Origin of the sequence: Streptomyces sp. NPDC005803 (genome assembly GCF_040630435.1) — a bacterium.
In the GTDB taxonomy this organism is placed as follows: domain Bacteria; phylum Actinomycetota; class Actinomycetes; order Streptomycetales; family Streptomycetaceae; genus Streptomyces.
The window spans coordinates 269,508-293,299 of sequence record NZ_JBEXXO010000001.1 but is presented as its reverse complement, the minus strand read 5'-3'; the positions used below and the strand labels follow the sequence as shown (position 1 = coordinate 293,299).

Genomic DNA, 23,792 nt, shown 5'->3' with positions numbered 1-23,792 from the left:
GCCATACGGGCGTCTTGCGGTGCTCAGCCGGAGCGGCGCATACGGAGTCCGAGGAAGGCGAGACCCAGCCCGACCAGGGCGATTCCCGCGCCGAGCGACACCCGCTGGAGCTGCTCGGCGGCGGGCCCGTCGAGGGCCTGCCGCGACATCCGGCCGGCTCCGGGGGACAGGCTCACCCCCGGGGTGACGGCCGGTACGGCGGCGGGCCGCGTCGCGGCGGCCTCCTCTTCGGCCGCGTCGCGCGCGTCGGCCCGGGCGAGCTCCGTGGGTGTCATCGTCCGCCCGGGCCGCATCCGGCCCTCCCCGGCGGGCCGGCCCGCCAGCGGCGACCGGGCATCGTCGGGGCGCGGCGATCCGTGGCCCGGCGAAGGCGGCGACGAGGAGGCGGATGGGGACGCGGACGCCGCCGCGGAGGCCGCGGAGGCGGACGGTGCGGGCGCGGGGTGTGCGGGGTGTGCGGGGCGTGCGGGGTGCGCGGGCGCGGCCGAAGGGGTGCCGGGCGCGCCGGACTCCGCAGCGGAAGGGGACGCCGACGAAGGGCCGGCTGACGGATCAGGCGGCGCGGCCGACGAGGCGACGGGTGACGGAACAGGGGGCGCGACGAGCGACGGAACGGGCGACGGCACACGCGACAGCAGGGACGGAGACCCGGGCGGGAGGGGAACCCGTGGCAGCACCGACACACCTGCCGCCGGGCCCCGGACGGACGTGAGCCGGCCGGCCTGGGCCTCTCCGGCAGTCGTGGCCCCGAGGGTCGCGGCCGCCGTCAACGCCAGGCAGACCACGCACCTCGAAGGCCGTGGGATGAGGTGTCCTGAAGCCATGGGGTCAGCGTCACATGAGCCGAAATATCCGGCATCTCCGGTGAAGCGGACGGATGGCGGGCGGTTGGCGGGCGGACGGCAGACCCCGACGGCAGGCCGGCGGCAGACGGATCGCGGGCCGGCGGCAGACCGACGGCAGGCCGGCGGCAGACGGATCGCGGGCCCACGGCAGACCGACGGCAGACCGACGACGGCGACGGCGACGGCGACGGGCAGCGTGCCTGCCCGTTCCCGCGGTCCCTACGCCGGGTCGCCGGTGGCGATGCGCAGCTCGAAGTGGGCACCCGTCTTGGGCACCGCGGTCCCGGAGGTGGGGAACTGGTCGATGACCTGGTCCTCCGCGTACGCGTTGCCGGGGACCTTGATCTGCTTGATGGTCCAGCCCGCGGCGTCCGCGCAGGCGCGCACCGAGAGGATGTCCTTGTAGAGGAAGCTCGGGGCGTCGACCTTGTTCGGGTCGTCGTCGTCCTCGTACGCCTCGGTGCACTTGTCGGTGTCCATCGTCCGGTTCCGCTCCGGATCCTTGTGCTCACCGGCCGGGGACTCGCTCGACGAGGCGTCGGCGCCGCCCTTGCCCGAGTCGTCGTCCTTCAGCGCGAGGGCCGTGATCAGGCCGCCGATCGCGATCAGGGCGACCACGATCGAGCCCACGATCACCGGCATGTTCCGCTTGGAGCCGCCGCCCGACCCCGTGGAATGCGTCTGCGGCGGGACCGAGTACGGCGGCGGGGTCTGCTGCTGCATCGGGGACATCGCCGCCGGCGACTGGTACGCCGGAGCCGACTGCGGATAGCCGTACGACGGGGTCGGGGCGGGCGTCGGCATGCCGTAGGGGCCGGGCTGCTGCTGCGACTGGTAGGGGCCCGGCTGGTACGGCGTCTGGACGTTCTGCGGCGCGGGGGTGGACTGGTCGACCGGCGGGAAGACCGCCGAACCGACACCCGAGCCGCTGTTCGCCGGAGCGCCCGCACCGCTGACGATCACGGGGGCGCCGGTGTGACCGCTCGCGCTCAGTACGCGCGCGATCTCGTCCTGCATCGCGGCTGCGCTCGGGAAGCGCTCGTTGGGATTCTTCTTCAGGGCGCGGGCGACGAGGGCGTCCATCGCCGGCGTGATCGACCGGTTGATGGTGGACGGGGCGACCGGCTCCTCCTGCACGTGCGCGTACGCGATGGCGAGCGGGGAGTCCGCGTCGAAGGGGATGCGTCCGGTCAGCAGCTGGAACAGCATGATGCCGACCGAGTACAGGTCGGAGCGGGCGTCCACGCCACGGCCCAGGGCCTGTTCGGGGGAGAGGTACTGGGGGGTGCCGACGACCATGCCGGTCTGCGTCATCGACGTGACGCCCGACTGCATGGCGCGGGCGATGCCGAAGTCCATGACCTTCACGATGCCGCGCTTGGTCACCATCACGTTGCCGGGCTTGATGTCGCGGTGGACCAGACCCATCTCGTGGCTGGTGTCGAGCGCGGCCAGCACGTCGGCCGTCACCTTGAGCGCCTTGTCGGCGGGCATCGCGCCGTGGGCGCGGATGTCCGCCTGGAGGACGGAGCCGAGCGGCTGTCCCTCGACGTACTCCATGACGATGTACGGCATCAGCGCGCCGCCGAGTTCGTCCTCGCCGGTGTCGAAGACGGAGACGATGTTGGTGTGCTGCAGCTTCGCGACCGCCTGCGCCTCGCGCCGGAACCGCTCGCGGAACGACTGCTCGCGGCCGAGCTCCGTGTGGAGCGTCTTGATCGCGACCTGGCGGTCGAGGGCGGAGTCGTAAGCCAGGTATACGGAGGCCATACCGCCTTCGCCCAGCAGGTCGCGCAGCTGGTAACGGCCGCCGGCGACCGAACCGCCCGCGTAGCGACCCTGGGCACCCTGTGCGCCGTCCTGGCTCATTACTTGCTTCCCCCTAGGGCGCGCGACCGCGCGAAGATCCGTATTCCTCGCCAAGTCTGCCCGAGGGGTACGACACGTCAAGCCGGGTGCCCGTTCCGTGACCCTACGCACAAGAAGCGTCTCGGAAGCGTTACAGGAACTGCATCGAATTTGCGCGGGGGGCGTGCCGGCCGGTTGGATGGCCCGTCCCTCTCGGAAACGGTGTGTCCGTCGAAGGCTGTAGCGTGACGTGGCAATGCAGCAAGACACCGTGAGAACCCGCGGACGCGCGGACAGAAACGACGGCGAGGACTGATGGCACCCGAACCCGAAGCAAACGGCGGCGGAGTTCCGGATGGCACCGACTCCTGGGGCATCGGCGGTGTGGTCGGTGACGGACGCTACCGGCTGACCGGCCGCCTCGGCCGGGGCGGTATGGCCGAGGTGTTCGCGGCCGAGGACGTCCGGCTGGGACGTACCGTCGCTGTGAAGCTGCTGCGCTCCGATCTCGCCGAGGACCCGGTCTCCAAGGCCCGGTTCACGCGCGAGGCGCAGTCGGTCGCCGGCCTCAACCACCATGCGGTGGTGGCGGTGTACGACTCCGGCGAGGACACCGTGAACGGCCAGACCGTTCCGTACATCGTCATGGAGCTCGTCGAGGGCCGCACCATCCGTGACCTGCTGCTCAACGCCGAGGCCCCGCCTCCGGAGCAGGCGCTGATCATCGTCTCCGGGGTGCTGGAGGCGCTCGCCTACTCGCACCAGCACGGGATCGTGCACCGGGACATCAAGCCGGCGAACGTGATCATCACGCACTCCGGCGCGGTCAAGGTGATGGACTTCGGCATCGCCCGTGCGCTGCACGGCGCGCAGTCGACGATGACCCAGACCGGCATGGTCATGGGGACGCCGCAGTACCTCTCCCCCGAGCAGGCGCTGGGCAAGGCCGTCGACCACCGCTCCGACCTGTACGCCACCGGCTGCCTGCTGTACGAACTCCTCGCCCTGCGGCCCCCGTTCACCGGCGAGACGCCGCTGTCCGTGGTGTACCAGCACGTTCAGGACATTCCGGTCCCGCCGTCGGAGATCTCGAACTCGGTGCCGCCGGAGCTCGACGGGCTCGTCATGCGCTCGCTCGCGAAGGACCCGGACGACCGGTTCCAGAGCGCCGAGGAGATGCGCGGGCTGGTCCAGTACAGCCTGCAGATGCTCCAGGTGCAGGGCGGTCACACCGGTACGTGGAACACCGGCCCGGTCGTCGTGAACGAGGCCTCCGGCACCCCGCCCCGCGGGATGACCGGCGCCACCCGCGCGATGAGTTACCAGCATCACGGGGACACCTCGCAGGGCCCGATCCTGCCGGCGATGAACCCGGACGACGGCGGCTACGACGGGGGCAGCACCCGGCAGGGCGGTAGCGGCCGCGGCAAGCTGTGGCTGTTCATCGCGCTCGCGCTGATCGCGATCGGCGCGGGTGTCGCCATCGCGGTCAACGCGGCGCAGAGCAGCGGCGGGAAGCACAAGCAGCCACCCGCCACGACGTCCAGCTCCCCTTCCCCGACGAAGACTTCGCCGTCGCCGGCCGAGGAGGAGACGACGCACGACACCGAGCAGCCGGGCAACTCCAGCGGCAACCAGCAGGAGACGCCCGAGAAGCCGAAGTACACCCCCTCGTACACCCCGAGCGAGACGGCCGATCCGACGCCTACGGGTTCGCCGACCGAGACGGACTCGGCGGGCACGACCGAGGGCAACAGCGGGTCGAACGACGGTGGTACGGGCACCGACGAGGGCACGGACGCCGGCACGGACGCCGGTACCGGAACCAACGAGGGCACGGACGCCGGCACGGACGCCGGCACCGGCACCAACGAAGGCGCGAACGCCGGCACGAACGCCGGTACGGACGTCGCCGGGACGAGTGCCGGAGCCGCCGCGGGCCCCGGCAGCGGCACCACCCCGTAGTCCCGTCCTCACCCCGTGAACGCGTCGCGCACCGCCTCGTACTCACGGGTCCACCACACCGCCAGGGCCGACACCGCAGGAAACTGCGGGTCGGCCCTTCGGTCGTTCAGGCAGTAGCGCCAGCGCAGTATCCAGAAGTCGTTGAGCCGCTCCCACCACACCCGGTGCACCGCCGCCGCCAGCTCGTCCGCCCCCGCCCCGGCCGCCCGCCGGTAGGCGCGCGCGTACGCCCGTACCTTCCCCAGTTCCAGCTCCCCGGCCGGCCGCACGAAGAAGATCACCGCGGCCCGTACGGCCTCCTCCGCGCGCGGCTGCACCCCCAGCCGGTCCCAGTCGAGGATCGCCACCGGGTCGGCGCCCCGGTAGAGCACGTTCAGCGGATGGAAGTCGCCGTGCACCCAGCCGGTCGCCGGGCCGCCCGGGGCGGGCGGGCGGCGGTCCGCGTGCTGTTCCAGCAGGGTGCGCCGCTCCAGGAGCCGGTGTTCGGCCAGCTCGTCGAAGGAGTCCCGGGGGCGGCGGCCGCGCGCGGCGGCGAGCAGCTCGTCGATCAGCGCGAAGGTGTCGGCGGGGTCGGGGCTGGCGTGGCAGGACCGCTCCCCGGCCCCCGCGCCGGCCCCCGTCCCCATGACCTGCTCAAGACCTGTGTGTACGGCTCCGAGCAGCGCCCCGAGACGCAGCGACTGGGCCAGGGTGAGCTGGGCGCCGGCCCGGTGCAGTCCGTCGACCCAGGGGTGCAGGGCGTAGCAGCGGCCGCCGATCTCGGTGACCGTGCCGCCCTCGGTGTCCTCGACGGGCGGGGCGACGGGCACGCCGAGGGACTGGAGCCGCTGGGTGGCCCGGTGCTGGCGGACGATGGTCGCGCGGTCGCCGGTGGAGTCGTCCAGGTGGTGCTTGAGGAAGTAGGAGCCGCGGGTGGTGGACACCCGGTACCCGTGGTTGAGCAGGCCCTGAGCGAGGGGTTTGCAGGTGAGCGGCTCGCCGGCGTCCGGGTAGCGGCGCAGCACCTCGCCGACCGGGGGAACAGGCGGGGACGGTACATATGAGCGCGGCACTCGCCAGATGTTAGATCACGCTGCGTTGCGGGTCTGCGGAGTTGCGTGGAAGTCCAGAGTGTGCACCGTGACGAAGTGCGGCTCGAGCCGCAGGTACGCCGACGCGAACGGCTCTCCGTTGACCTCGACCGGGGCGGGGCCGAACAGCTCGCGCTGGGCGCGGGTCGGCTCGACGATCCGTGCGGGCCCGGTGAACTGCACGGACCACAGGTCGCGGCTGCCCGCCGAGGTGGCGGCGTTGTAGTTGTCCGCTCCGTAGGCCACGACCGCCCCGTCGCAGGCGTCGTGGTAGCCGAGGCCGCTGTGCATGCGCAGGAGGACGCGGCCTTCGGCCACGATGTGCCGGGCCACCGTCAGGATCGGCAGGGCGCGCATGCTCGTCGCCAGCCGGCCGTAGGGGACCCGGCCGAGCAGGGCGATCGCGTGGAGTTCCTCGGAGGACATGACCTCCACTGTCCGTCAAGGCGCCGTAGGGAAGAAGAGTCCGCGGCCCCGGGTGGCCGGGACCAAAGTCCCGAAGATCACGGGGGGGCGGGGCCCCGTCCTTCGTGCGGTGCACGCGGCGTGCGTCGGCGGCCGGCCCGTACGGTCAGCGCTTCTCGGCCTGGAGCCGGGCCACGTAGGCGGCGGCCTGCGAGCGCCGTTCCATGCCCAGCTTGGAGAGCAGGCTGGAGACGTAGTTCTTGATCGTCTTCTCGGCGAGGTGGAGCCGCTCACCGATCACCCGGTTCGTCAGCCCTTCGCCGATCAGATCCAGGATCTTGCGCTCCTGATCGGTCAGGCCCGCGAGTTTGTCGTCGCCCCGGCTCTTCGCGCCGTCGCGCAGCCGCTCCAGGACCCGCGCGGTGGCCACGGGGTCGAGCAGCGACTTTCCGGCCGCCACGTCCCGTACCGCATTCAGCAGTTCATTGCCGCGGATCGCCTTGAGCACATATCCGGAGGCGCCCGCCATGATCGCGTCGAAAAGTGCCTCGTCATCGGCGTACGACGTCAGCATCAGGCAGTGGATGGACTCGTCCTGCGAGCGGATCTCGCGGCAGACCTCCACTCCGCTGCCGTCCGGCAGCCGTACGTCCAGGACGGCCACATCGGGCCGGGTCGCGGGGATGCGCACCAGCGCGTCCGCGGCCGTACCGGCCTCGCCGACCACCTCGATGTCGTCCTCGACCGAGAGAAGCTCATGGACTCCGCGGCGGACGACTTCGTGGTCGTCCAGCAGAAAAACAGTGATTTTTCCTTCTTTGCGCACAAACGCAGTCTCACACACTCCCCCCTTCCCTGCCGCTGTCCGGCGGGATAACGTGCCGTTGTTCCGGTGGCCTGCGAGGCTGTTACCAGTGCTGTGACCAGCGAGAGTTCCCGAATTCCGCGATTTACTTGGATATCCAAGCAAAAACGCAGGTCAGGAAGGGTTTCGCAGATATGCGAAGCACTGGGTAACGTGCCTTTGACAGGACGCTCGCCGGGGCACCTGTCACGCCTGTTTCCCGGATCGAGCGGCACCCACCCCGTGCACGGGTCCGGACACAGGCGAGCCGCACTGGTCTCCCGGCAGACCCCGGGGGCCGGACCGACGGAGGAGCACGCACGTGACCGTGGAGAGCACTGCTGCCGCGCGTAAACCGCGACGCAGCAGCAAGCGGACCAGCGCCGCGAAGACGCCCGCGAAGACGCCAGAGGGTTCCGCACCCGAGCTCGTACAGCTGCTGACGCCGGAGGGCGAGCGCGTCGAGCACCCGGACTACTCGATCGATCTGACCGCGGACGAGCTGCGCGGTCTGTACCGGGACATGGTCCTGACCCGCCGCTTCGACGCCGAGGCCACCGCGCTGCAGCGACAGGGCGAGCTGGGCCTGTGGGCCTCGCTGCTGGGCCAGGAGGCCGCACAGATCGGCTCCGGCCGGGCACTGCGCGACGACGACTACGTCTTCCCGACCTACCGCGAGCACGGCGTGGCCTGGTGCCGCGGCGTCGACCCGACCAATCTGCTCGGGATGTTCCGCGGCGTGAACCACGGCGGCTGGGACCCGAACACCAACAACTTCCACCTGTACACGATTGTCATCGGCTCGCAGACCCTGCACGCCACCGGTTACGCCATGGGTGTGGCCAAGGACGGTGCGGACTCCGCCGTGATCGCGTACTTCGGGGACGGCGCCTCCAGCCAGGGCGACGTCGCGGAATCGTTCACCTTCTCCGCCGTCTACAACGCGCCGGTCGTGTTCTTCTGCCAGAACAACCAGTGGGCGATCTCCGAGCCGACCGAGAAGCAGACCCGGGTGCCGCTCTACCAGCGCGCCCAGGGCTTCGGCTTCCCCGGCGTCCGGGTCGACGGCAACGACGTCCTGGCCTGCCTCGCCGTCACCAAGTCGGCGCTGGAGCGGGCCCGCCGGGGCGAGGGCCCCACCCTCGTCGAGGCGTTCACCTACCGGATGGGCGCGCACACCACCTCCGACGACCCGACGAAGTACCGGGCCGACGAGGAGCGCGCCTCCTGGGAGGCCAAGGACCCGATCCTGCGCCTGCGCAGGTACCTGGAGAGCGAGGGCGCCGCCGACGAGGCGTTCTTCGCCGGTCTCGAGGAGGAGAGCGAGACCCTGGGCAAGCGGGTACGCGAGGCGGTACGGGCCATGCCCGACCCGGAGCGGCTCGCGATCTTCGACCACGCCTACGCCGACGGGAGCCCGCTCGTCGACGAGGAGCGCGCCCAGTTCGCCGCCTACCAGGCATCGTTCGCCGAGGAGGGCAAGTAGCCATGGCCATGGAAAAGATGTCCATCGCGAAGGCGCTCAACGAGTCGCTGCGCAAGGCCCTCGACACCGACCCCAAGGTCCTCATCATGGGTGAGGACGTCGGCAAGCTGGGCGGGGTCTTCCGGATCACCGACGGGCTCCAGAAGGACTTCGGCGAGGACCGGGTCATCGACACCCCGCTCGCCGAATCCGGCATCGTCGGCACGGCCATCGGCCTGGCGCTGCGCGGCTACCGGCCGATCGTGGAGATCCAGTTCGACGGCTTCGTCTTCCCCGCGTACGACCAGATCGTCACGCAGCTCGCGAAGATGCACGCCCGCTCCCTCGGCACGATCAAGCTGCCGGTCGTCGTGCGGATCCCGTACGGCGGCGGCATCGGCGCGGTGGAGCACCACAGCGAGTCGCCCGAGGCGCTGTTCGCGCACGTCGCGGGCCTGAAGGTCGTCTCGCCCTCCAACGCGTCGGACGCGTACTGGATGATGCAGCAGGCCGTCCAGAGTGACGACCCGATCATCTTCTTCGAGCCGAAGCGCCGTTACTGGGACAAGGGCGAGGTCGACACCGAGTCCATCCCCGGCCAGCTGCACCGGGCGTCCGTCGCCCGTACCGGCACGGACCTCACGCTCGTCGCGTACGGCCCGATGGTGAAGGTCTGCCTGGAGGCCGCCGCGGCCGCCCAGGAGGAGGGCAAGTCGATCGAGGTCGTGGACCTGCGCTCGATGTCCCCGATCGACTTCGACGCCATCCAGACCTCCGTCGAGAAGACCCGCCGGCTGGTGGTGGTCCACGAGGCGCCGGTGTTCTACGGCTCCGGCGCGGAGATCGCCGCTCGCATCACGGAGCGCTGCTTCTACCACCTGGAGGCACCCGTGCTGAGGGTCGGCGGCTACCACGTCCCGTACCCGCCGGCGCGGCTGGAGGACGAGTACCTGCCCGGTCTCGACCGCGTGCTCGACGCCGTCGACCGCTCGCTGGCGTACTGAGGGACGGGGACGTGACAACGATGACCGACACTTCCAACGCTGCTCGCTTCCGCGAGTTCAAGATGCCCGACGTGGGCGAAGGACTGACCGAGGCCGAGATCCTCAAGTGGTTCGTCCAGCCGGGCGACACCGTCACCGACGGCCAGGTCGTCTGCGAGGTCGAGACGGCGAAGGCGGCCGTGGAGCTGCCCATCCCGTTCGACGGAGTGGTGCACGAGCTGCGCTTCCCCGAAGGCACGACCGTCGACGTCGGCCAGGTGATCATCGCGGTGGACGTGGCGCCGGGTTCCGGTGACGCCGCCCCCGTGGCGGCCGAGCCGGCCCCCGCCGCGGAGCCCGAGGCCGAACCGGAGGCGCCCAAGGGGCGCCAGCCGGTGCTGGTGGGCTACGGCGTGGCCGAGTCCTCCACCAAGCGGCGGGCCCGCAAGGGCGCCGAGACGGGACCGCCGGCCGCGGCGTCCGCCGCGGTCCAGGGCGAGATGAACGGGCACGGCCCGGCGGCCCTCCCCGAGGCCCGCCCGCTCGCCAAGCCGCCGGTGCGCAAGCTCGCCAAGGACCTGGGCATCGACCTGGCGACGGTCACCCCGACCGGCGAGAACGGCGTCATCACCCGCGACGACGTGCATGCGGCGGCGCAGCCGGCGCCCGCCCCGGCACCGGTGCAGGCCGAAGCCCCCGCCCCGGTCGTGGCTCCCGTCCCGGTGGCGGCGGGTGCGCGCGAGACGCGTATCCCCGTGAAGGGCGTACGGAAGGCCATCGCGCAGGCGATGGTCGGCAGCGCCTTCTCCGCACCGCACGTCACGGAGTTCGTGACCGTCGACGTGACGCGCACGATGAAGCTCGTGGCGGAGCTCAAGGAGGACAAGGACATGGCCGGGGTGCGGGTGAACCCGCTCCTGATCATCGCCAAGGCCCTCCTGGTCGCGATCAAGCGCAACCCCGAGGTCAACGCCGCCTGGGACGAGGCGAACCAGGAGATCGTGCGGAAGCACTACGTCAACCTGGGCATCGCCGCCGCCACCCCGCGCGGGCTGATCGTGCCGAACATCAAGGACGCGCACGAGCAGACGCTGCCGCAGCTGGCGGCGTCCCTGGGCGAGCTGGTCTCCACGGCCCGCGAGGGCAAGACGTCCCCCGCCGCGATGGCGGGCGGCACGGTGACCATCACCAACGTCGGCGTCTTCGGCGTCGACACGGGCACGCCGATCCTGAACCCGGGTGAGTCCGCGATCCTCGCGGTCGGTGCGATCAAGCTCCAGCCCTGGGTCCACAAGGGCAAGGTGAAGCCCCGTCAGGTGACCACGCTGGCCCTCTCCTTCGACCACCGCCTGGTCGACGGCGAGCTCGGCTCCAAGGTCCTGGCGGACGTCGCCGCGATCCTGGAGCAGCCGAAGCGGCTGATCACCTGGGGGTAGGTGCCCCAGAGGTACGTGTACGAGGTGGGCCCGTGCGAAGTTCGTGCGGGCCCCCTCGTGGTCTCGATGCACCTGATGATGGATCGGCACGTCGTCAGGACGGCACGGCGGGGCAGACGGTGCCCCGTGGTCGGTGGCCTTGCGGCGGGCCACGGCCAGGTCGAGCCCCCGCCCGGCCGGGCGGGCCCAGTAGTCAACCGGCGCCGAAGTTCCAGCTCTCTGCCGCTGCCGCCGTTGACGACGGCGGGTGCTGCGGGGCGGGCCGTACATGTCACGGAGTCGCCGGCGTGTCCGCCCTCTGCCGCACGAGGAGTTCGGCGAAGACGGTCTTGCCGACGGTGCGCGGCTCGACGCCCCAGCGGTCGGCGATCTGGGTGACGATGAGGAGCCCGCGCCCGTAACAGTCGTCGGCGCCCGCCTCACGCAGTCCGGGGAGTCGCTCGCCGCGGGGGTCGCTGACCTCGATGCGGAGGGTGGTGGCGGTGAGGGCGAGGTGTACCCGGAAGAGACGTCCTCGCATGCAGCCGTGCAGTAAGGCGTTGGTCGCCAACTCGCTTACCAGTAGCGCGACTTCTCCGGCACGGTCGGGGTGCCCCCACTCGGTGACCAGTCGTGCGGCGCGGCGGCGGCAGAGAGTGACGCTGCGGGCGGTGGGGGTGTAGTCGAGGCGGTCCTCGTGGAGTGGGTAACCGGGATCGGGCTCGGGTGCCGGGATCTCCTGGGCTGCGGTCATGGTCGCGTGCCTCCGTCGGTACGGGCGGTGGCGATGTCGCTCCTGCGTAGGGGCAGGGCGGTGCACTTCCGCGCCGGATGAAATCGCTGTGTGAGCGGCTGTGTGCTGAACGTAGCGATTCTCTCCGCGTGGGTGCAAGTGAAACGGAGACACTTGTCCCGAACGAGGGGCGATCAGTCGACGCAGGGCACTTCGGGAGGCCACACTGAGGTGGTGAATCGAGCGACACAGCAAGGCAATCGGACGTCAACTGTGCTGGGGCGCAGGCTTGGTAGCGAGTTGCTGCGCCTGCGGGACGCTTCCGGGAAAACGCAGCAGCAAGCCGCACAGGTCATCAGCGCGACCAACTCGAAGATCGTAAAGATGGAGCGAGGGTGGGTTCCGATGAGGGACCCGGACATCCGCACCCTCTGCGAGTTCTACGGCCTTGAAGACGGGAACCTCGTCAGCCGTCTGCTGGAGGTGGCTCGGGTGGACCGGGAGCGCCGTAAGGCAAAGGGCTGGTGGAATCAGTATCCGGAACTGCGCTCGCTGGTTGAGTACGTCGCACTTGAAGACATCGCAACGGGAATCAGAACCTGGCAGGGGGCATTCGTGCCAGGGCTGTTGCAGACACCGGACTATGCTCGCGCGCTCGCAGTCGGGAATGCAGACTGGGGCGACCCGGACGAGATCGAGCGGTTTGTCGAAGCGAAGATGGCCCGCCAGGTTCGACTCAAGGACGGCAACCCTCTCACCTTGTGGGCGATCGTCGGGGAAGGCGCGCTGCGGCAACTGGTCGGAGGCCGTGAAGTGATGCGCACACAACTGGAGCGTCTCGCGGAGGCTGCTGAGGAGCCAAATGTCACGGTGCAGGTTGTCCCCTTCCTGGCAGGCTCTCACCCGGGCATGACCAGTGCGTTCAGCGTCGTATCGTTCGCCGAACCCGGTGCAATGGACGTGGTCTACATGGACACGACGTCGTCTACGCTGTGGCTGGAGAGCGAGACAGATGCCGCGCGTCACAACGTCACGTTCGGCCGTGTTGCCAGAAACGGGCTCGCTCCCCGCGATTCCATCGCTCTGATGGGGCGTATTCGCAAGGAGTTGTAGTCGTGTCACGCTTCGAGTTCGTCAAGTCCAGCTACAGCAGCGGCAACGGCGAGTGCGTCGAAGTGGCCCGCAACGTCCCCGGCACCGTAGCCGTGCGCGACTCCAAGACCCCCGCCGGCCCAGTCCTCCTCCTCGCTCCCGCCGCGTGGGACGCCTTCCAGGCGGGACTGCGCCGGGCATAGGTGTCGGCCGACCTGGACCTGGCCGGCGCGGACCCGGGACGGCAGATCGAAGTTGCCACGTGCAGTGATGCGCGGTGCCCGGAGCCCGGAGCCCGGGGTTCGAACGGAGCTTGTAGCGCTGTCCGTTGATGTCCTGGCGGGCAGCTGCCCGAGAGGTGTGCTGACCCTCTCTGTCAGGGGACACTCGGGGGGTATCCCCCTGTCCGTTCACCGGCCCACCGGATGTTCCCCCGGCGCGCGGTCGGCGATCGTCGATCCTCTGACGCAGATCGCGTACGGGGAGAGGAACACCTTGCGACACGGGATTTCCAGGGCAACAACGGCGCTCGTGGCACTGGCCCTTGGCGGTGGAGCGGTGGTCCCCGCCGCAGCGGCGCCACGGCCCACCACCGACGGTGTCTGGCGCGTCAACGGCTACGGCACCGTCCTGTCGATCGCGGACGGGCGACTTCAGGAGTACCAGACCACCGCACTGGGCTGCCTCAAGGGCGAGTCCGCGCAGCAGACGGCACCGGGCGTGTACAGGTCCGGCGACGGGACGCTCCTCACCGTACGGGCGTCCGGGTCGTTGCGGCTGTCCGGTTCGGCCGGGTACCGGGAACTGCGTCGGCTCGGCAGGCTTCCGGCGGCGTGCAAGCAGCCGACGTCAACGGACGACCCGGTGACGACGTTCGACGTCTTCTGGCAGTCCTTCGAAGAGAATTACCCGTTCTTCGCCGCCAAGGGCATCGACTGGCATGCCGTACGCGACACTTACCGGCCGAAGGTGCACGCCGACACGACCAGGGACGAACTCTTCACCCTCTTCAGCGACATGGTGAAGCCGCTGTACGACGCACACGTCACCGTCTTCGACGGGGAGCGCCGCTACTTTGAGGTCCGTCCAGGCACGGCCGTGATCGGTGGGGATCTGGACACGAAGGTCAAGGACTACATCGTGCGGAGTGATCTCCACGGCAGGAGGTTGCGGGAGTTCGCGAACGGGCGGATCAGTTACTCGGATATGCCCGGCGGGCAGGGCTATCTGCGGCTCTCCGGGTTCGCCGGTTACAGCAGCGCCGACGAGCCCTCGTACGCCGCGGAGCTGGCCGAGCTCGACAAGGCGCTGGACACCGTGTTCACCGCAGAGCGCACGGCCTCGCTCACCGGTCTCGTCATCGACCTGCGGATCAACGGCGGCGGCGCGGACGCCCTCGGTCTGCACCTCGCCGAGCGCCTGACCGACTCCTCGTACACCGCCTACCGCAAGCGCACCCAGTACACCCGGCCGCAGCCCGTCCCCGTGAAGCCCGCTCACGGCGTCCCCCGCTACGGCGGTCCGGTCGCCGTGCTGACGGCCGCGACCACGTTCAGCGCGGGTGAGACGTTCACCCAGGCCCTCATCGACCGGCCCGGCCGGACCGTCCGCATCGGGGAGAACACGCAGGGCGTCTTCTCCGACACCCTGGACCGCACGCTGCCGGGCGGCATGGCGGTCTGGCTCCCGAACGAGGAGTTCCTCACCCGCCAGGGGCAGACCTTCGACGGCGCGGGCATCCCGCCCCACATCCGTACGCCGGTCTTCACCGAGGAGGAGTTCGCGACGGACCGCGACTCGGCCTTCGACGCGGCGGTCGCGGCGCTGCGCGCCCAGGGCCCCTCGCTCGGACAGCGCCGGGCTCGCGGGGTTGCGGGTGTTCGGGAGACCCGTACCCCCGACGAGGGCGGTGGGCGTCTGGCGTCGGTCACGTTTCTCCGCCGCGATCCGTCAGGGCAGTGACAGCAACCGGAAGCCGTGCTCCAGCCGCCCGTGGTCGGGAAGGGGGCTCCGACGAGTTGTATGGGCCGGCAGCCGGACCCTACGAAGTGAGGCCACCCGGGGGCCGGTCCGCCCCCACGGCGAGTTCGAGCAGCAGCCGGGTCGTTCCGAGCGGGTCGACGGTCTGGTGCAGGTGCTCTCCGGGCAGGTGCGCGACCCGCCAGCCGCGTGCGCGTGCGTCGGCCGCCACTTCCTCGTACGGGGGGCCGAAGAGCAGGTACGCACAGGGGTGGTCGTCCCAGCCCGCCGGAACCGGGATGTCCTGCTCGTAGTACGAGAGCGGCAGCCTCGGCTGTTCGGCGACGAGCTTCTGCCGCATGGCCGGGTCGGAGAACAGGGGCGCGACGTCCTTCTCGTCCCACCAGTCCGTCCAGCGCGGCAGCGTGCCGTCCACCGCCAGGGGGCGCAGGAACTCCAGCAGTTCGGGCGGGGCGACGGGCGTCGGCCCGGTGCGGGCCGGCAGTGCGGCGTCGACGAACACCGAGGCGGCGACCGGGTGATCGAGTCCGGCTCGGATGGCGGGGAGGAACAGCCCGGCGTTGCTGTGGGCCACCAGGACGAGGGTGCTTTCCGAGGGGATCTCCGTCAGGTCGTCCCGGACGGCTTCGGCGGCCCGGGGCCAGAACGGCGGTTCTCCGGCGCCCACGTGGAGCAGGGACGGCACGCGCACCTGGTGACCCGAGGCGACCAGCAGGTCGGCCACCGGGTGCCAGGTGGCGGGGCCCACCGAGGGGCTGTGGACGAGAACGAAGGTCGATGGCATACGGGCATCGTGACGCCGGGCCACCACCGGTCGCGACCGGCTCGGCTGTCGGCGAACGCTGTGGGTGCGATTGCGGACGTAGGCGCCCAGGACTCAACGCCGCATAAGGGCCGGGCGCGTTGAGGCAGGCGGGATGCCGCCATGTCGCACATCCGCCGTGCCCGGCCCATTGCTGCTCGCTGGTGGTGACTGCCAGATTCCGGAACGGGCTCGCGACTGAGCCGGGACATGTCATCAGAAGGAGCAGCGTGAGACGTAAGCGACTCCAACCACTCACTACGATCGGCGCAGCGGTGTTGGCCGCTGCGGTCCTGGTCACCGGTCAGCCGACCGTCGCCGCGGCAGCGACGGACGGTCCGGGGACGAGCGGCACGCGGGTGCCTCTTGCGGATCCGTCGCAGGCGGCCGACGACCCGTATCAGCTTTCTACGGACGTCAAGGGATTCCAGCCGCTGGACGGCGCCGCGCCGGCCGGCAGGAGTTCGGAGAAGCTCGGCTCCCACGACACCCAGGTGCTGCAGCAGGCGCAGGCCACCGAGACCAAGACCGTCACGGTCATGCTGCTCGCCACGTCAGGCAACACCGAGGAGGTGGCGGCGGCCGTCCGCAAGGCCGGCGGAACCGTGGGCAAGGTCCGGTCCGAGATCGGCTATGTGCGGGCCACTGTCCCGACCGGCAAGGTCCAGGGCCTGGCCGCGCTCCCGGCGGTGAAGGCTGTCGATCTGGACAAGACGTTCCGTGTCCCGAGCCCGGAGCCGGGCAACGCGGTCAGTCCGGCCGGAGCCGGAGCGAGGGCTGCTCATCCGGCGGCGCCGAACGCGACTACGCCGGCCGACAATCCGTATATGCCGGTCAACGACATCGGTGCCGTCGATTTCGTCGCGGAGCATCAGCAGTGGGACGGGCGCGGGATCACTGTCGGGGTGCTCGACACCGGCGTCGACCTTGATCATCCGGCCCTGCAGAAGACCAGTGACGGGCGGCCGAAGGTGGTCGACTGGGTGACGGCCACCGATCCGGTGACGGACGGCGACGGAACCTGGGTCCGGATGAGCAAGGCGGTGACCGGTCCCCGGTTCAGTTACGCCGGAGCCGACTGGACGGCCCCGGAGGGTTCGTTCCAACTCGGGTTCTTCTACGAGATGACCACCACCCAGAGCGATTTCGGTGGCGATCTCAACAACAACGGTTCCACCGACGACAAGTTCGGGGCGCTGTACGACCCGCAGACCCACCGCGTGTGGGTGGATGCCGATGGCGACCACGACTTCACCGATGCGCCGGCGATGGTCCCGTACGGCCGGGAGCGGCAGATCGGCCACTTCGGCGCCGAAGATCCGCACACCGCTGTCACCGAGCGGATTCCGTACGTCGTGGACTACCGGGACGACGTCGACCTGTCGCCGCTGGGCGGCAGCAACGTCGGCAAGGTGGCGAACTACGTGAACATCGGGTTGCCGTCGGGGTCGCACGCCACCCACGTCGCGGGAATCACCGCCGGCACGTCGTTGCTCGGCGGCGCGATGCACGGTGTGGCTCCGGGCGCGCAGATCGTCTCGTCCCGGGCCTGCACCTGGGGCGGTGGTTGCACGGAGGCGGCGCTCACCGAAGGCATGATCGACCTGGTCGTCAATCGCGGTGTCGACGTGGTCAACCTGTCGATCGGCGGACTGCCGGCGCTCAACGACGGATCCGACGTGATCTCCCAGCTGTACAACACGCTGACCAGCCGCTATGGCGTGCAGATCGTGGTGGCGGCCGGTAACGAGGGCGCGGGCACCAACACCGTCGGCGCCCCGGCGGTCTCGTCGTCGGTGCTGGCCGTCGCAGCGTCGGTGAGCAGGGAAACCTGGTGGGCCAACTACGGCTCCGCGGTCCGTGCACGGCAGGGACTGTTCGGGTTCTCCTCCCACGGCCCGTCCGAGGACGGTGCGCTCGCACCCGCGGTCAGTGCCCCGGGATCGGCGATCTCCTCGATCCCCGGCTGGCTGGAAGGTGAGGCCGTGCCGGAAGCGGGCTACTCGCTGCCGGCCGGATACGGCATGGCGAACGGAACCTCGATGGCGGCACCCCAGGTGGCCGGAGCCGCTGCCCTGTTGCTGTCGGCGGCGAAGTCCCGGCACGTCGAATCCGGTCCCACGGCGCTGCGCGCGGTGCTGACCGGAACGGCGACCCACATCGACGGAGTGCCGACCACCGCCCAGGGCACCGGGCTGGTCGACATCCCGGCCGCCTGGAAGCAGCTCTCGAAGGGCGTGAAGGTCGACAACTATGACGTCTCCGCCCCGGTGTGCTCGGCGTTGTCGGGCAATCTGGCCACCCCGGACACCGGCGCCGGGATCTACAACCGGTGCCTGCCCTGGAAGGGTGGGCAGCCGGTCGCGACCAGCAAGACCTACCCGGTGAAGGTGACGAGGACCGATGGGAAGGCCGGGAACAGCAGCAGCCGGATCGGCTGGATCGGCAACGACGGCACGTTCCGGGCGCCGAAGACCCTCTCGACGCCGCGCGGCACCTCGAACACCGTGTCGGTGACCGCCACTCCGGCGACCACCGGTGTGCACAGCGCGATCATGACGATCGACGATCCTGCGACGTCCGGCATCGACCGGTTCGTAGCGGTGACCGTGCTGGCGGCGGACAGGGTGCGCGCCCCGGCCTATCAGGTCAGGAAAACCGGAACCCTTGACCGCGCAGAGGCGACGTCGTTCCTGGTTGCGGTGCCGGAGGGCGTCGAATCCCTCCAGCTGAACCTTGGAGGACTGGCCAAGGGCAGCCAGCTGCGAGTCCTGCCCATCGCTCCCGACGGGATGCCGGCGGACTCCAACGCCAGCGATCACTGCTACACCGGATACAGCGATCCGTCCGGATGCGATCCGCTGTCCAGGGCCGTGCAGCGGCCCAAGGTGGGTGTCTGGGAGTTCGTCGTGGAAGCCCGGCGGACCTCCCAGGCCGCCAAGAACCCTTTCACCGCATCGATTTCGTTGCAGGGAATGTCGTTCGCGCCGGACGTGACGACCTTGCCTTCGGCCACCGTGCACCGGAAGGAATCGGTCGAGTTCACCGGGACGAACACCTGGGGTACGGCGAAGCTCAAGGCCACCGACGGTGAGCTCGGGTTCGTCCGGAACCTGTTCTCCACCGTCGACAACGGACAGGTCACGTCGAACCGGGTCGACGTGCCGCGGCAGTCGACGCGACTGGACGTGACGTTGACCCCGCGTGCCGACGATGCCGATCTCGACATGTACATCGTCGGAGCCCGCGGCATCGCCGCCACCAGCATGGACATCGGCCCGGGCACGGAGCGCATCGTCATGGACGATCCGGCACCTGGCACCTACTACGTGGTGGTGACCGGCGCCGATGTCGTGTCCGGCCCGGTGACCTTCGACTACCACGAGGAGATGTTCTCCCGCGGCATCGGGACCATCACGGCGCGGTCCGACAAGGCGTCGCGGCTGGAGCCGGGACAGTCGATGGCGGTGGCCGCCGACATCGACCTGAGCGCGGTCACCCCGACGAGCGAGCCGTTGATCGGCCGGGTCCGGGTGGCCAACGCGGACGGCACCGTGGTCGGCGCGGCGAAGGTCATGATCAAAAGCGTCGTCGCGCCGAAGCTGGCGGCGGTGAAGTGGGAGAAGCCCTTCGTCGGTGCCAAACTCACCAACAGCGGCGTCGTCGCGGGTGACCGGCAGTTCAACGCCAACATGACGCCGACCACCTGGACCAAGGAGACGGGGTTCACCGACCTGGCCCTGGGGAGCGCGAGGTACGGCTCGGCACTGGACATGAACGAGCGCCGGGAATCGGCCGGGATGCTCTATTACGGTGCCGAGGGCACCCGGCCGGCCGTGTGGGCGGCCGACGGGAGTGTGACGGATCTCGGGCTGCCGGACGGGCGGGAAAAGGCCTACGACGGCGGGTACGCCACCGGCGTCAACGACAACGGGACCGTCGTCGGGTTCGCGAGCCTTCAGTACCGGGAGAACAACCAGGGGCACACCTACGTGGACCCGTTCAGCTGGACCAGAAGCGGCGGGTACACGAAGCTGGCCCATCTGTCGGACAACACCGCGGAGACCCAGCCGAGAGCGGTCAACGCCCAAGGCACCGCGGTCGGGTCGTCGCTCACCACCGAGTGGCGGACGCGAGCCGTCACCTGGAAGACCTCAACCGGGAAGATCACCGATCTCGGCACCCTTCCCGGGCAGTCCGACTCGATCGCCCTGGGCGTCAACGCCACCGGCTCGGTGGTCGGCGCCAGCGGAGACGACGCGTTCGTCTGGACGCCGGAAGCCGGGATGAAGCGCCTGCCGGACTACGGGTTCAACGCCAAGGCGGAGAAGGTCACCGCCGACGGCTGGGTCCTCGGCACCGTGGAACTGCAGCCCGACTACGAGGTGTCGGCGATGTGGGATCCGCAGGGCCGGCTCTGGGATCTGTCGGCGATGATCCCCGGGGACGACTGGTTCCTGCCGACCTACAGCTTCGGCATCAACGACAAGCACGAACTGATGGTCTACGGCGAAGGCGGGCCCGCCGGTTCCTCGTCGAGCACTGTCCTGCTGCACATCCCGGAGCAGATCTCCTAGCAGCTCCCGCGTACCGACCGCGACCGTGGCCGGCCTGAGTCGACTCAGAGCCAGCCGCGGTCGCGTGCGTACCAGCCGAGCAGGATCCGTGAGTCGGTGCCCGCCAGATCCATCAGATGCCGCACCCGGCGCTGTACGGTCCGCAGGCTGACGCCGAGCCGAGCCGCCACGGCCGTGTCGGTCTGCCCGGCGAGCAGCAAGGTCAGCACCTCCCGGTCCATCGGATCGTCCAGGTCGTCCGCCGACGCCGGATACGGCTCGACCCGCCGGCCCGGTGCCTCCCGTAGTTGGACCGAGCGCTCCCACAACGACTCGAACAGTGTCGTCAGGGACGTGAGCAGACCGCCGGGCCGCACCACCGCCACCACGTCATGGGCCGGGCCGCCGTCGTCGAGTTGCACCAGGGCCAAGGAGTCGTCGGCGATCAGCAGTTTGCTCGGCAGCGTCTCGGCCAGCCGGATGCGCTGGCCGCGGTCCAGGGAGGCCAGCAAGTCCTTCTCGGTCTCCGGTTCGTCGAGCAACGACCGCTCGATGATCACCCGTTCGACCAGCCCGCGGTCCGCCAGCTCCTTCTCCTGCTCCGTCTCGGCGACACCGACCACCGCGAACGGCGGCTTGGCGAACATCCGCAGCTGCTGCTCCGTGGAACGCATCAGGTGGTTGACCCAGCCGCCGATGTTCGTCCGCCCGCGGACCACCTCAAGACCGCGGAACTCGTCCTGGTGACGGATCGACCGATGCTGATCGGCGAGTTCGTCCAGTGCCGAGCGGGCCATCCTGGCCTCACGTTCGCTGTGGGCAACCAGGTCGCCGAGTGCGAACAACGGGGAGACAGCGGTCAACGTGCCGCCGCTCCTGCCGACCAGGCCACGGGCGACGAGTGCCTCGACAGAGGCTGCGACACCGTCCATGGTCATTCCGGTCGCCAGGACGAGCCCATCCGGCCGGATCGCCGGCTGAGCGACAATCGACCGGTACACGGACTCCATGGCCTCCGTGAGACCGACGCCGGACAACGACCCCAGCGGTACTGGCGCCGGCCCCAGGGGGATCTGCGCGGCGGAGTCGGCACCCATGGTTCCTGACTGTATCCCCGAACCGGCGGGCTGCGTCGGCGTCGCACCAGCGTTCGCCGGCGGTGTGACGCAGCTTCTGAGCAAGCTCTGAGGCAGGTCGAGGCCCAAACCTTGGCTGACGCGGCACCAGTGGCGGGCAGGGATGCTGGTCCATCGGCTCTCCACGCCGGTAAGCCACTGGTGGTGGTCAAGATGTCCAGGGTCACGGGTCTGTCCCGGCGGGCCGTGTTCACGCACCGGTGCAAAGGCGGTGGAGGCAACCCCCTGTCCCGGCAGGCCGGGGGCGGGTCCTCGGCGTGGTGAGCCCGGTGGGGACGGGCCCTTTGGGAGCCTGTGTGTGTAACAGGAATGTATGAAGCGCTGGTTGAACGGAACGGCTCGGCCGTGAGAGCCGCTCCTGGAGATCAGAAACGCTCGCTCGTACTGGCCTGTACGCAGTGGACCGGGACTGACCAACCGATTCTGAGGACGAATGATGCGCGTTCGCAAGCTGACCTTCCTGACCCTGGCCGTTGCCGCCGGCCTTTCTCTCACTGCCTGCCAGAACGACGATGACGCCGCGGGGCAGCCCGCCCCGTCGTCGGCCTCGTCCGCGTCCTCCACCAGCGGTGGGTCGGGCTCGGGCGGTTCGGATCAGGACGGCGGGAAGGGATCCACCGGGGCGGCCTCCGGGGGGAAGGACACCGCTGCCGGGTCCGGGTCCGACTCCAGCGGCAAGGCCCCCAAGTGCACCACCGACGGGCTGGAGATCACCGCGAAGGACAACTTCATCGACGGCGACCCCGAGGGGACCGTCGCGGTGGGGCTGACGAACGGCAGCGGTGCGGACTGTGTGATCTCCGGGTTCGCGGGCGTCGACCTGAAGACCGATGCGGGGGACATCTCCGCCACGCGCAAGGGTGACCCCGGTGACCCGTACATCCTCAAGAACGGCAAGGAAATCGACTTCTACGTCAGCTACCCGCTCAATGAATCGGGTGGCTCCGGCGTCCGCATCACGGGGCTGGTGGTGACCCCGCCGAACGAGACGAAGTCGGTGACCCTGGCCTGGCCGGGCAAGGGCACGCTGCCCGTCACGGACGGCTCCGGGTCCCCGGTGACGGTCGGCCCGATCGGAAGCGCCGGTCAGGGCGGCTGACCCGTGGGCAGGGGTGCCGCTCAGGGGGCGTCCGGGGAGGGATGCCCCAGCCCTCCCCGCCGGGTAACCCCCGGGCCGCCCTGACGAAAGCGCCGCCGAGGGCCGGGGGGGAAGCCGGATGGGCCGGCCGCCGATCCGCTGGTGGGATGGACCGTCCACCGCGCCGGGCGGCCGAGGTGCCGCGGGCCACGGCCCGGGCAGCAGCCTCCGGGCGGCTGGGCAACTCGGCAGAAGACGGGGTCCCTCATGCAGGTGTCACGAAGGCGGCGGCGTCGGCTGCGCTCCGCCACCCCGGCACGCCCGCCGGCCCGTGGAGCTCTGCCGTACCGGCTCCTAGGGCGGGCCCCGCGAGGGTCCGGCACGCCGTGGCCGTCCGCGACAGCCCGGGGCCGGCGTCGACCGCCGCTGCCGACGACGCGACGATGCCCGGCGTACGCGGTTGTGCGCGGGCCGGGCACCGTCGTCCGGCGCACGCGGTGTGCGTACGCCGGGCACTTCGTCACACCTGGTTCATGTACCTCGTGAGCCCGTAGTCCATGAGCTTCTTCGCGTCCGCCGTGCGGGTCGCCTCCGAGGTGGAGGTCAGGACCGCACCGATGACGGTATTGCCGTGGCGGGTGGCGGCGAAGACCAGGCAGTACTTGGCCGTCGGCCCGGAGCCGGTCTTCACGCCGATCGCGCCGCTGTACGTGCTCAGCAGCTTGTTGGTGTTGGACCACGACATGTAGCGGTAGCCACCGGTCTTCGTGGTGACCTTCTGCTTCGTCGACTTCGTCTTCACGACCGTGCGGAACGTGGAGTACTTCATCGCGCTGCTCGCGAGCTTCGTCAGGTCGCGCGGGGTCGAGTAGTTGGACCCATTGTCTATGCCGTCGAACGAGTCGAAGTGCGTGTTCGTCAGGCCGAGGGACTTGGCCGTGGAATTCATCTTGCCGATGAACGACTTCACCCGGGCGGCGCGGGTGGAGCCGGAACCGAACTTGTCGGCCAGGGCGTACGCGGCGTCGCAGCCGGACGGCAGCATCAGGCCGTACAGCAGCTGACGGACCGTCGGTCTGTCGCCCACGATGAGGTGGGCCGACGATGCGCCCTTGGCGACGATGTAGTCGCTGTACGCCTTCTGGACCGTGACCTTGGAGTCCAGGTTGAGGCCCGTCTGGGCCAGCACCACCCGGGCGGTCATGATCTTCGTGGTCGAGCCGGTGGAGCGACGGGTGTCCGCGGCCTTGGTGAACAAGGCCTTCCCGGTGCCGTTGTTCATCACGAAGCCGCCCTTGGCGACGATCGTCGGAACCGGCGGACCGGCGGCCTGTGCCGTCGAGGCGAACGCGCTGCCCGCGATGACCGCGCCTGCCGTGAGCGCCACCGTGGCGGCTACGGAGGCGCGCCTTGTACGTTGAATGACGAATCTCAAGTTGAACGCTCCAAAGGCCCCTGGAATGCGGCTACATGGGGGAGCCGCTCGCTGATGAGACTCACGGCGCACATGAATGGATGTGCCGTTTCAGGGGTGAATTTGATCCAGTTCGTCGCCCGGTGCCGCAGTGCCGCCCC

Annotated in this window: 18 protein-coding genes; 9 read left to right on the top strand and 9 right to left on the bottom strand. The window is 70.0% G+C overall.

What is annotated here, in order from left to right:
- Positions 1-23: 23 nt before the first annotated feature.
- Together ABZ454_RS01320 and ABZ454_RS01315 are read right to left on the bottom strand one after the other, a co-directional pair.
- Positions 24-275, bottom strand: a complete 252-nt coding sequence (locus tag ABZ454_RS01320) for a hypothetical protein (protein WP_356322882.1) — start codon at positions 273-275, stop codon at positions 24-26.
- Positions 276-1,064: 789 nt separating this feature from the next.
- Complete coding sequence (locus ABZ454_RS01315) at positions 1,065-2,714, bottom strand: protein kinase (RefSeq protein ID WP_359535517.1); 1,650 nt, start codon at positions 2,712-2,714, stop codon at positions 1,065-1,067.
- 294 nt (positions 2,715-3,008) lie between these two features.
- Between ABZ454_RS01315 and ABZ454_RS01310 the strand changes: the two genes are divergently transcribed.
- On the top strand, positions 3,009-4,658 hold the full coding sequence (locus ABZ454_RS01310; RefSeq protein WP_359535514.1) for a protein kinase: 1,650 nt from the start codon (positions 3,009-3,011) through the stop codon (positions 4,656-4,658).
- 8 nt (positions 4,659-4,666) lie between these two features.
- Here ABZ454_RS01310 and ABZ454_RS01305 read toward each other — a convergent pair whose 3' ends face one another.
- The 3 genes from ABZ454_RS01305 to ABZ454_RS01295 form a co-directional block, all read right to left on the bottom strand.
- A complete protein-coding gene (locus ABZ454_RS01305; protein ID WP_356322926.1) occupies positions 4,667-5,662 on the bottom strand; it encodes a phosphotransferase in 996 nt (331 codons plus the stop codon).
- Positions 5,663-5,725: 63 nt separating this feature from the next.
- A complete protein-coding gene (locus ABZ454_RS01300; protein ID WP_359535511.1) occupies positions 5,726-6,154 on the bottom strand; it encodes a pyridoxamine 5'-phosphate oxidase family protein in 429 nt (142 codons plus the stop codon).
- A gap of 145 nt (positions 6,155-6,299) precedes the next feature.
- Complete coding sequence (locus ABZ454_RS01295) at positions 6,300-6,959, bottom strand: response regulator transcription factor (protein ID WP_356322874.1); 660 nt, start codon at positions 6,957-6,959, stop codon at positions 6,300-6,302.
- 340 nt (positions 6,960-7,299) lie between these two features.
- Here ABZ454_RS01295 and pdhA point away from each other — a divergent pair, with 340 nt between their 5' ends.
- The 3 genes from pdhA to ABZ454_RS01280 are packed head-to-tail and all read left to right on the top strand — an operon-like array spanning position 7,300 to position 10,861.
- Positions 7,300-8,463, top strand: coding sequence for a pyruvate dehydrogenase (acetyl-transferring) E1 component subunit alpha (gene pdhA / locus ABZ454_RS01290; protein WP_359535508.1), 1,164 nt, complete (start codon positions 7,300-7,302; stop codon positions 8,461-8,463).
- Between the two features lie 2 nt (positions 8,464-8,465).
- On the top strand, positions 8,466-9,446 hold the full coding sequence (locus ABZ454_RS01285) for an alpha-ketoacid dehydrogenase subunit beta (RefSeq protein WP_356322869.1): 981 nt from the start codon (positions 8,466-8,468) through the stop codon (positions 9,444-9,446).
- A gap of 11 nt (positions 9,447-9,457) precedes the next feature.
- Positions 9,458-10,861 carry a dihydrolipoamide acetyltransferase family protein gene (locus tag ABZ454_RS01280; RefSeq protein WP_359535506.1) on the top strand — a complete coding sequence of 468 codons (1,404 nt, stop codon included), beginning with the start codon at positions 9,458-9,460 and terminating at the stop codon, positions 10,859-10,861.
- A gap of 271 nt (positions 10,862-11,132) precedes the next feature.
- On the opposite strand, the gene ABZ454_RS01275 is transcribed toward ABZ454_RS01280, so the two are convergent.
- Positions 11,133-11,594, bottom strand: a complete 462-nt coding sequence (locus ABZ454_RS01275; protein ID WP_359535504.1) for an ATP-binding protein — start codon at positions 11,592-11,594, stop codon at positions 11,133-11,135.
- A 213-nt stretch (positions 11,595-11,807) separates the two neighbouring features.
- Here ABZ454_RS01275 and ABZ454_RS01270 point away from each other — a divergent pair, with 213 nt between their 5' ends.
- The 3 genes from ABZ454_RS01270 to ABZ454_RS01260 all read left to right on the top strand — a co-directional run bounded on the left by ABZ454_RS01270 (position 11,808) and on the right by ABZ454_RS01260 (position 14,627).
- Positions 11,808-12,686, top strand: coding sequence for a helix-turn-helix transcriptional regulator (locus ABZ454_RS01270; RefSeq protein ID WP_359535502.1), 879 nt, complete (start codon positions 11,808-11,810; stop codon positions 12,684-12,686).
- Positions 12,687-12,688: 2 nt separating this feature from the next.
- Positions 12,689-12,868, top strand: coding sequence for a DUF397 domain-containing protein (locus ABZ454_RS01265; protein ID WP_359535499.1), 180 nt, complete (start codon positions 12,689-12,691; stop codon positions 12,866-12,868).
- Between the two features lie 328 nt (positions 12,869-13,196).
- Positions 13,197-14,627, top strand: a complete 1,431-nt coding sequence (locus ABZ454_RS01260; protein WP_359535497.1) for a S41 family peptidase — start codon at positions 13,197-13,199, stop codon at positions 14,625-14,627.
- Between the two features lie 79 nt (positions 14,628-14,706).
- Here the strand turns inward: ABZ454_RS01260 and ABZ454_RS01255 are convergent, their stop codons facing one another.
- Positions 14,707-15,429 (bottom strand): alpha/beta hydrolase, encoded by a 723-nt coding sequence (locus ABZ454_RS01255; protein WP_359535494.1) that lies wholly within the window; start codon positions 15,427-15,429, stop codon positions 14,707-14,709.
- A gap of 293 nt (positions 15,430-15,722) precedes the next feature.
- Between ABZ454_RS01255 and ABZ454_RS01250 the strand changes: the two genes are divergently transcribed.
- Complete coding sequence (locus tag ABZ454_RS01250) at positions 15,723-20,024, top strand: S8 family serine peptidase (protein WP_359535492.1); 4,302 nt, start codon at positions 15,723-15,725, stop codon at positions 20,022-20,024.
- 44 nt (positions 20,025-20,068) lie between these two features.
- On the opposite strand, the gene ABZ454_RS01245 is transcribed toward ABZ454_RS01250, so the two are convergent.
- Complete coding sequence (locus ABZ454_RS01245; RefSeq protein WP_359535490.1) at positions 20,069-21,100, bottom strand: helix-turn-helix transcriptional regulator; 1,032 nt, start codon at positions 21,098-21,100, stop codon at positions 20,069-20,071.
- A 475-nt stretch (positions 21,101-21,575) separates the two neighbouring features.
- Between ABZ454_RS01245 and ABZ454_RS01240 the strand changes: the two genes are divergently transcribed.
- Positions 21,576-22,238, top strand: a complete 663-nt coding sequence (locus ABZ454_RS01240) for a DUF4232 domain-containing protein (RefSeq protein WP_359535487.1) — start codon at positions 21,576-21,578, stop codon at positions 22,236-22,238.
- A 499-nt stretch (positions 22,239-22,737) separates the two neighbouring features.
- On the opposite strand, the gene ABZ454_RS01235 is transcribed toward ABZ454_RS01240, so the two are convergent.
- Entirely contained in the window at positions 22,738-23,652 is a 915-nt protein-coding gene (locus tag ABZ454_RS01235; protein WP_356323384.1) for a D-alanyl-D-alanine carboxypeptidase, read from the bottom strand.
- Positions 23,653-23,792: the final 140 nt, after the last annotated feature.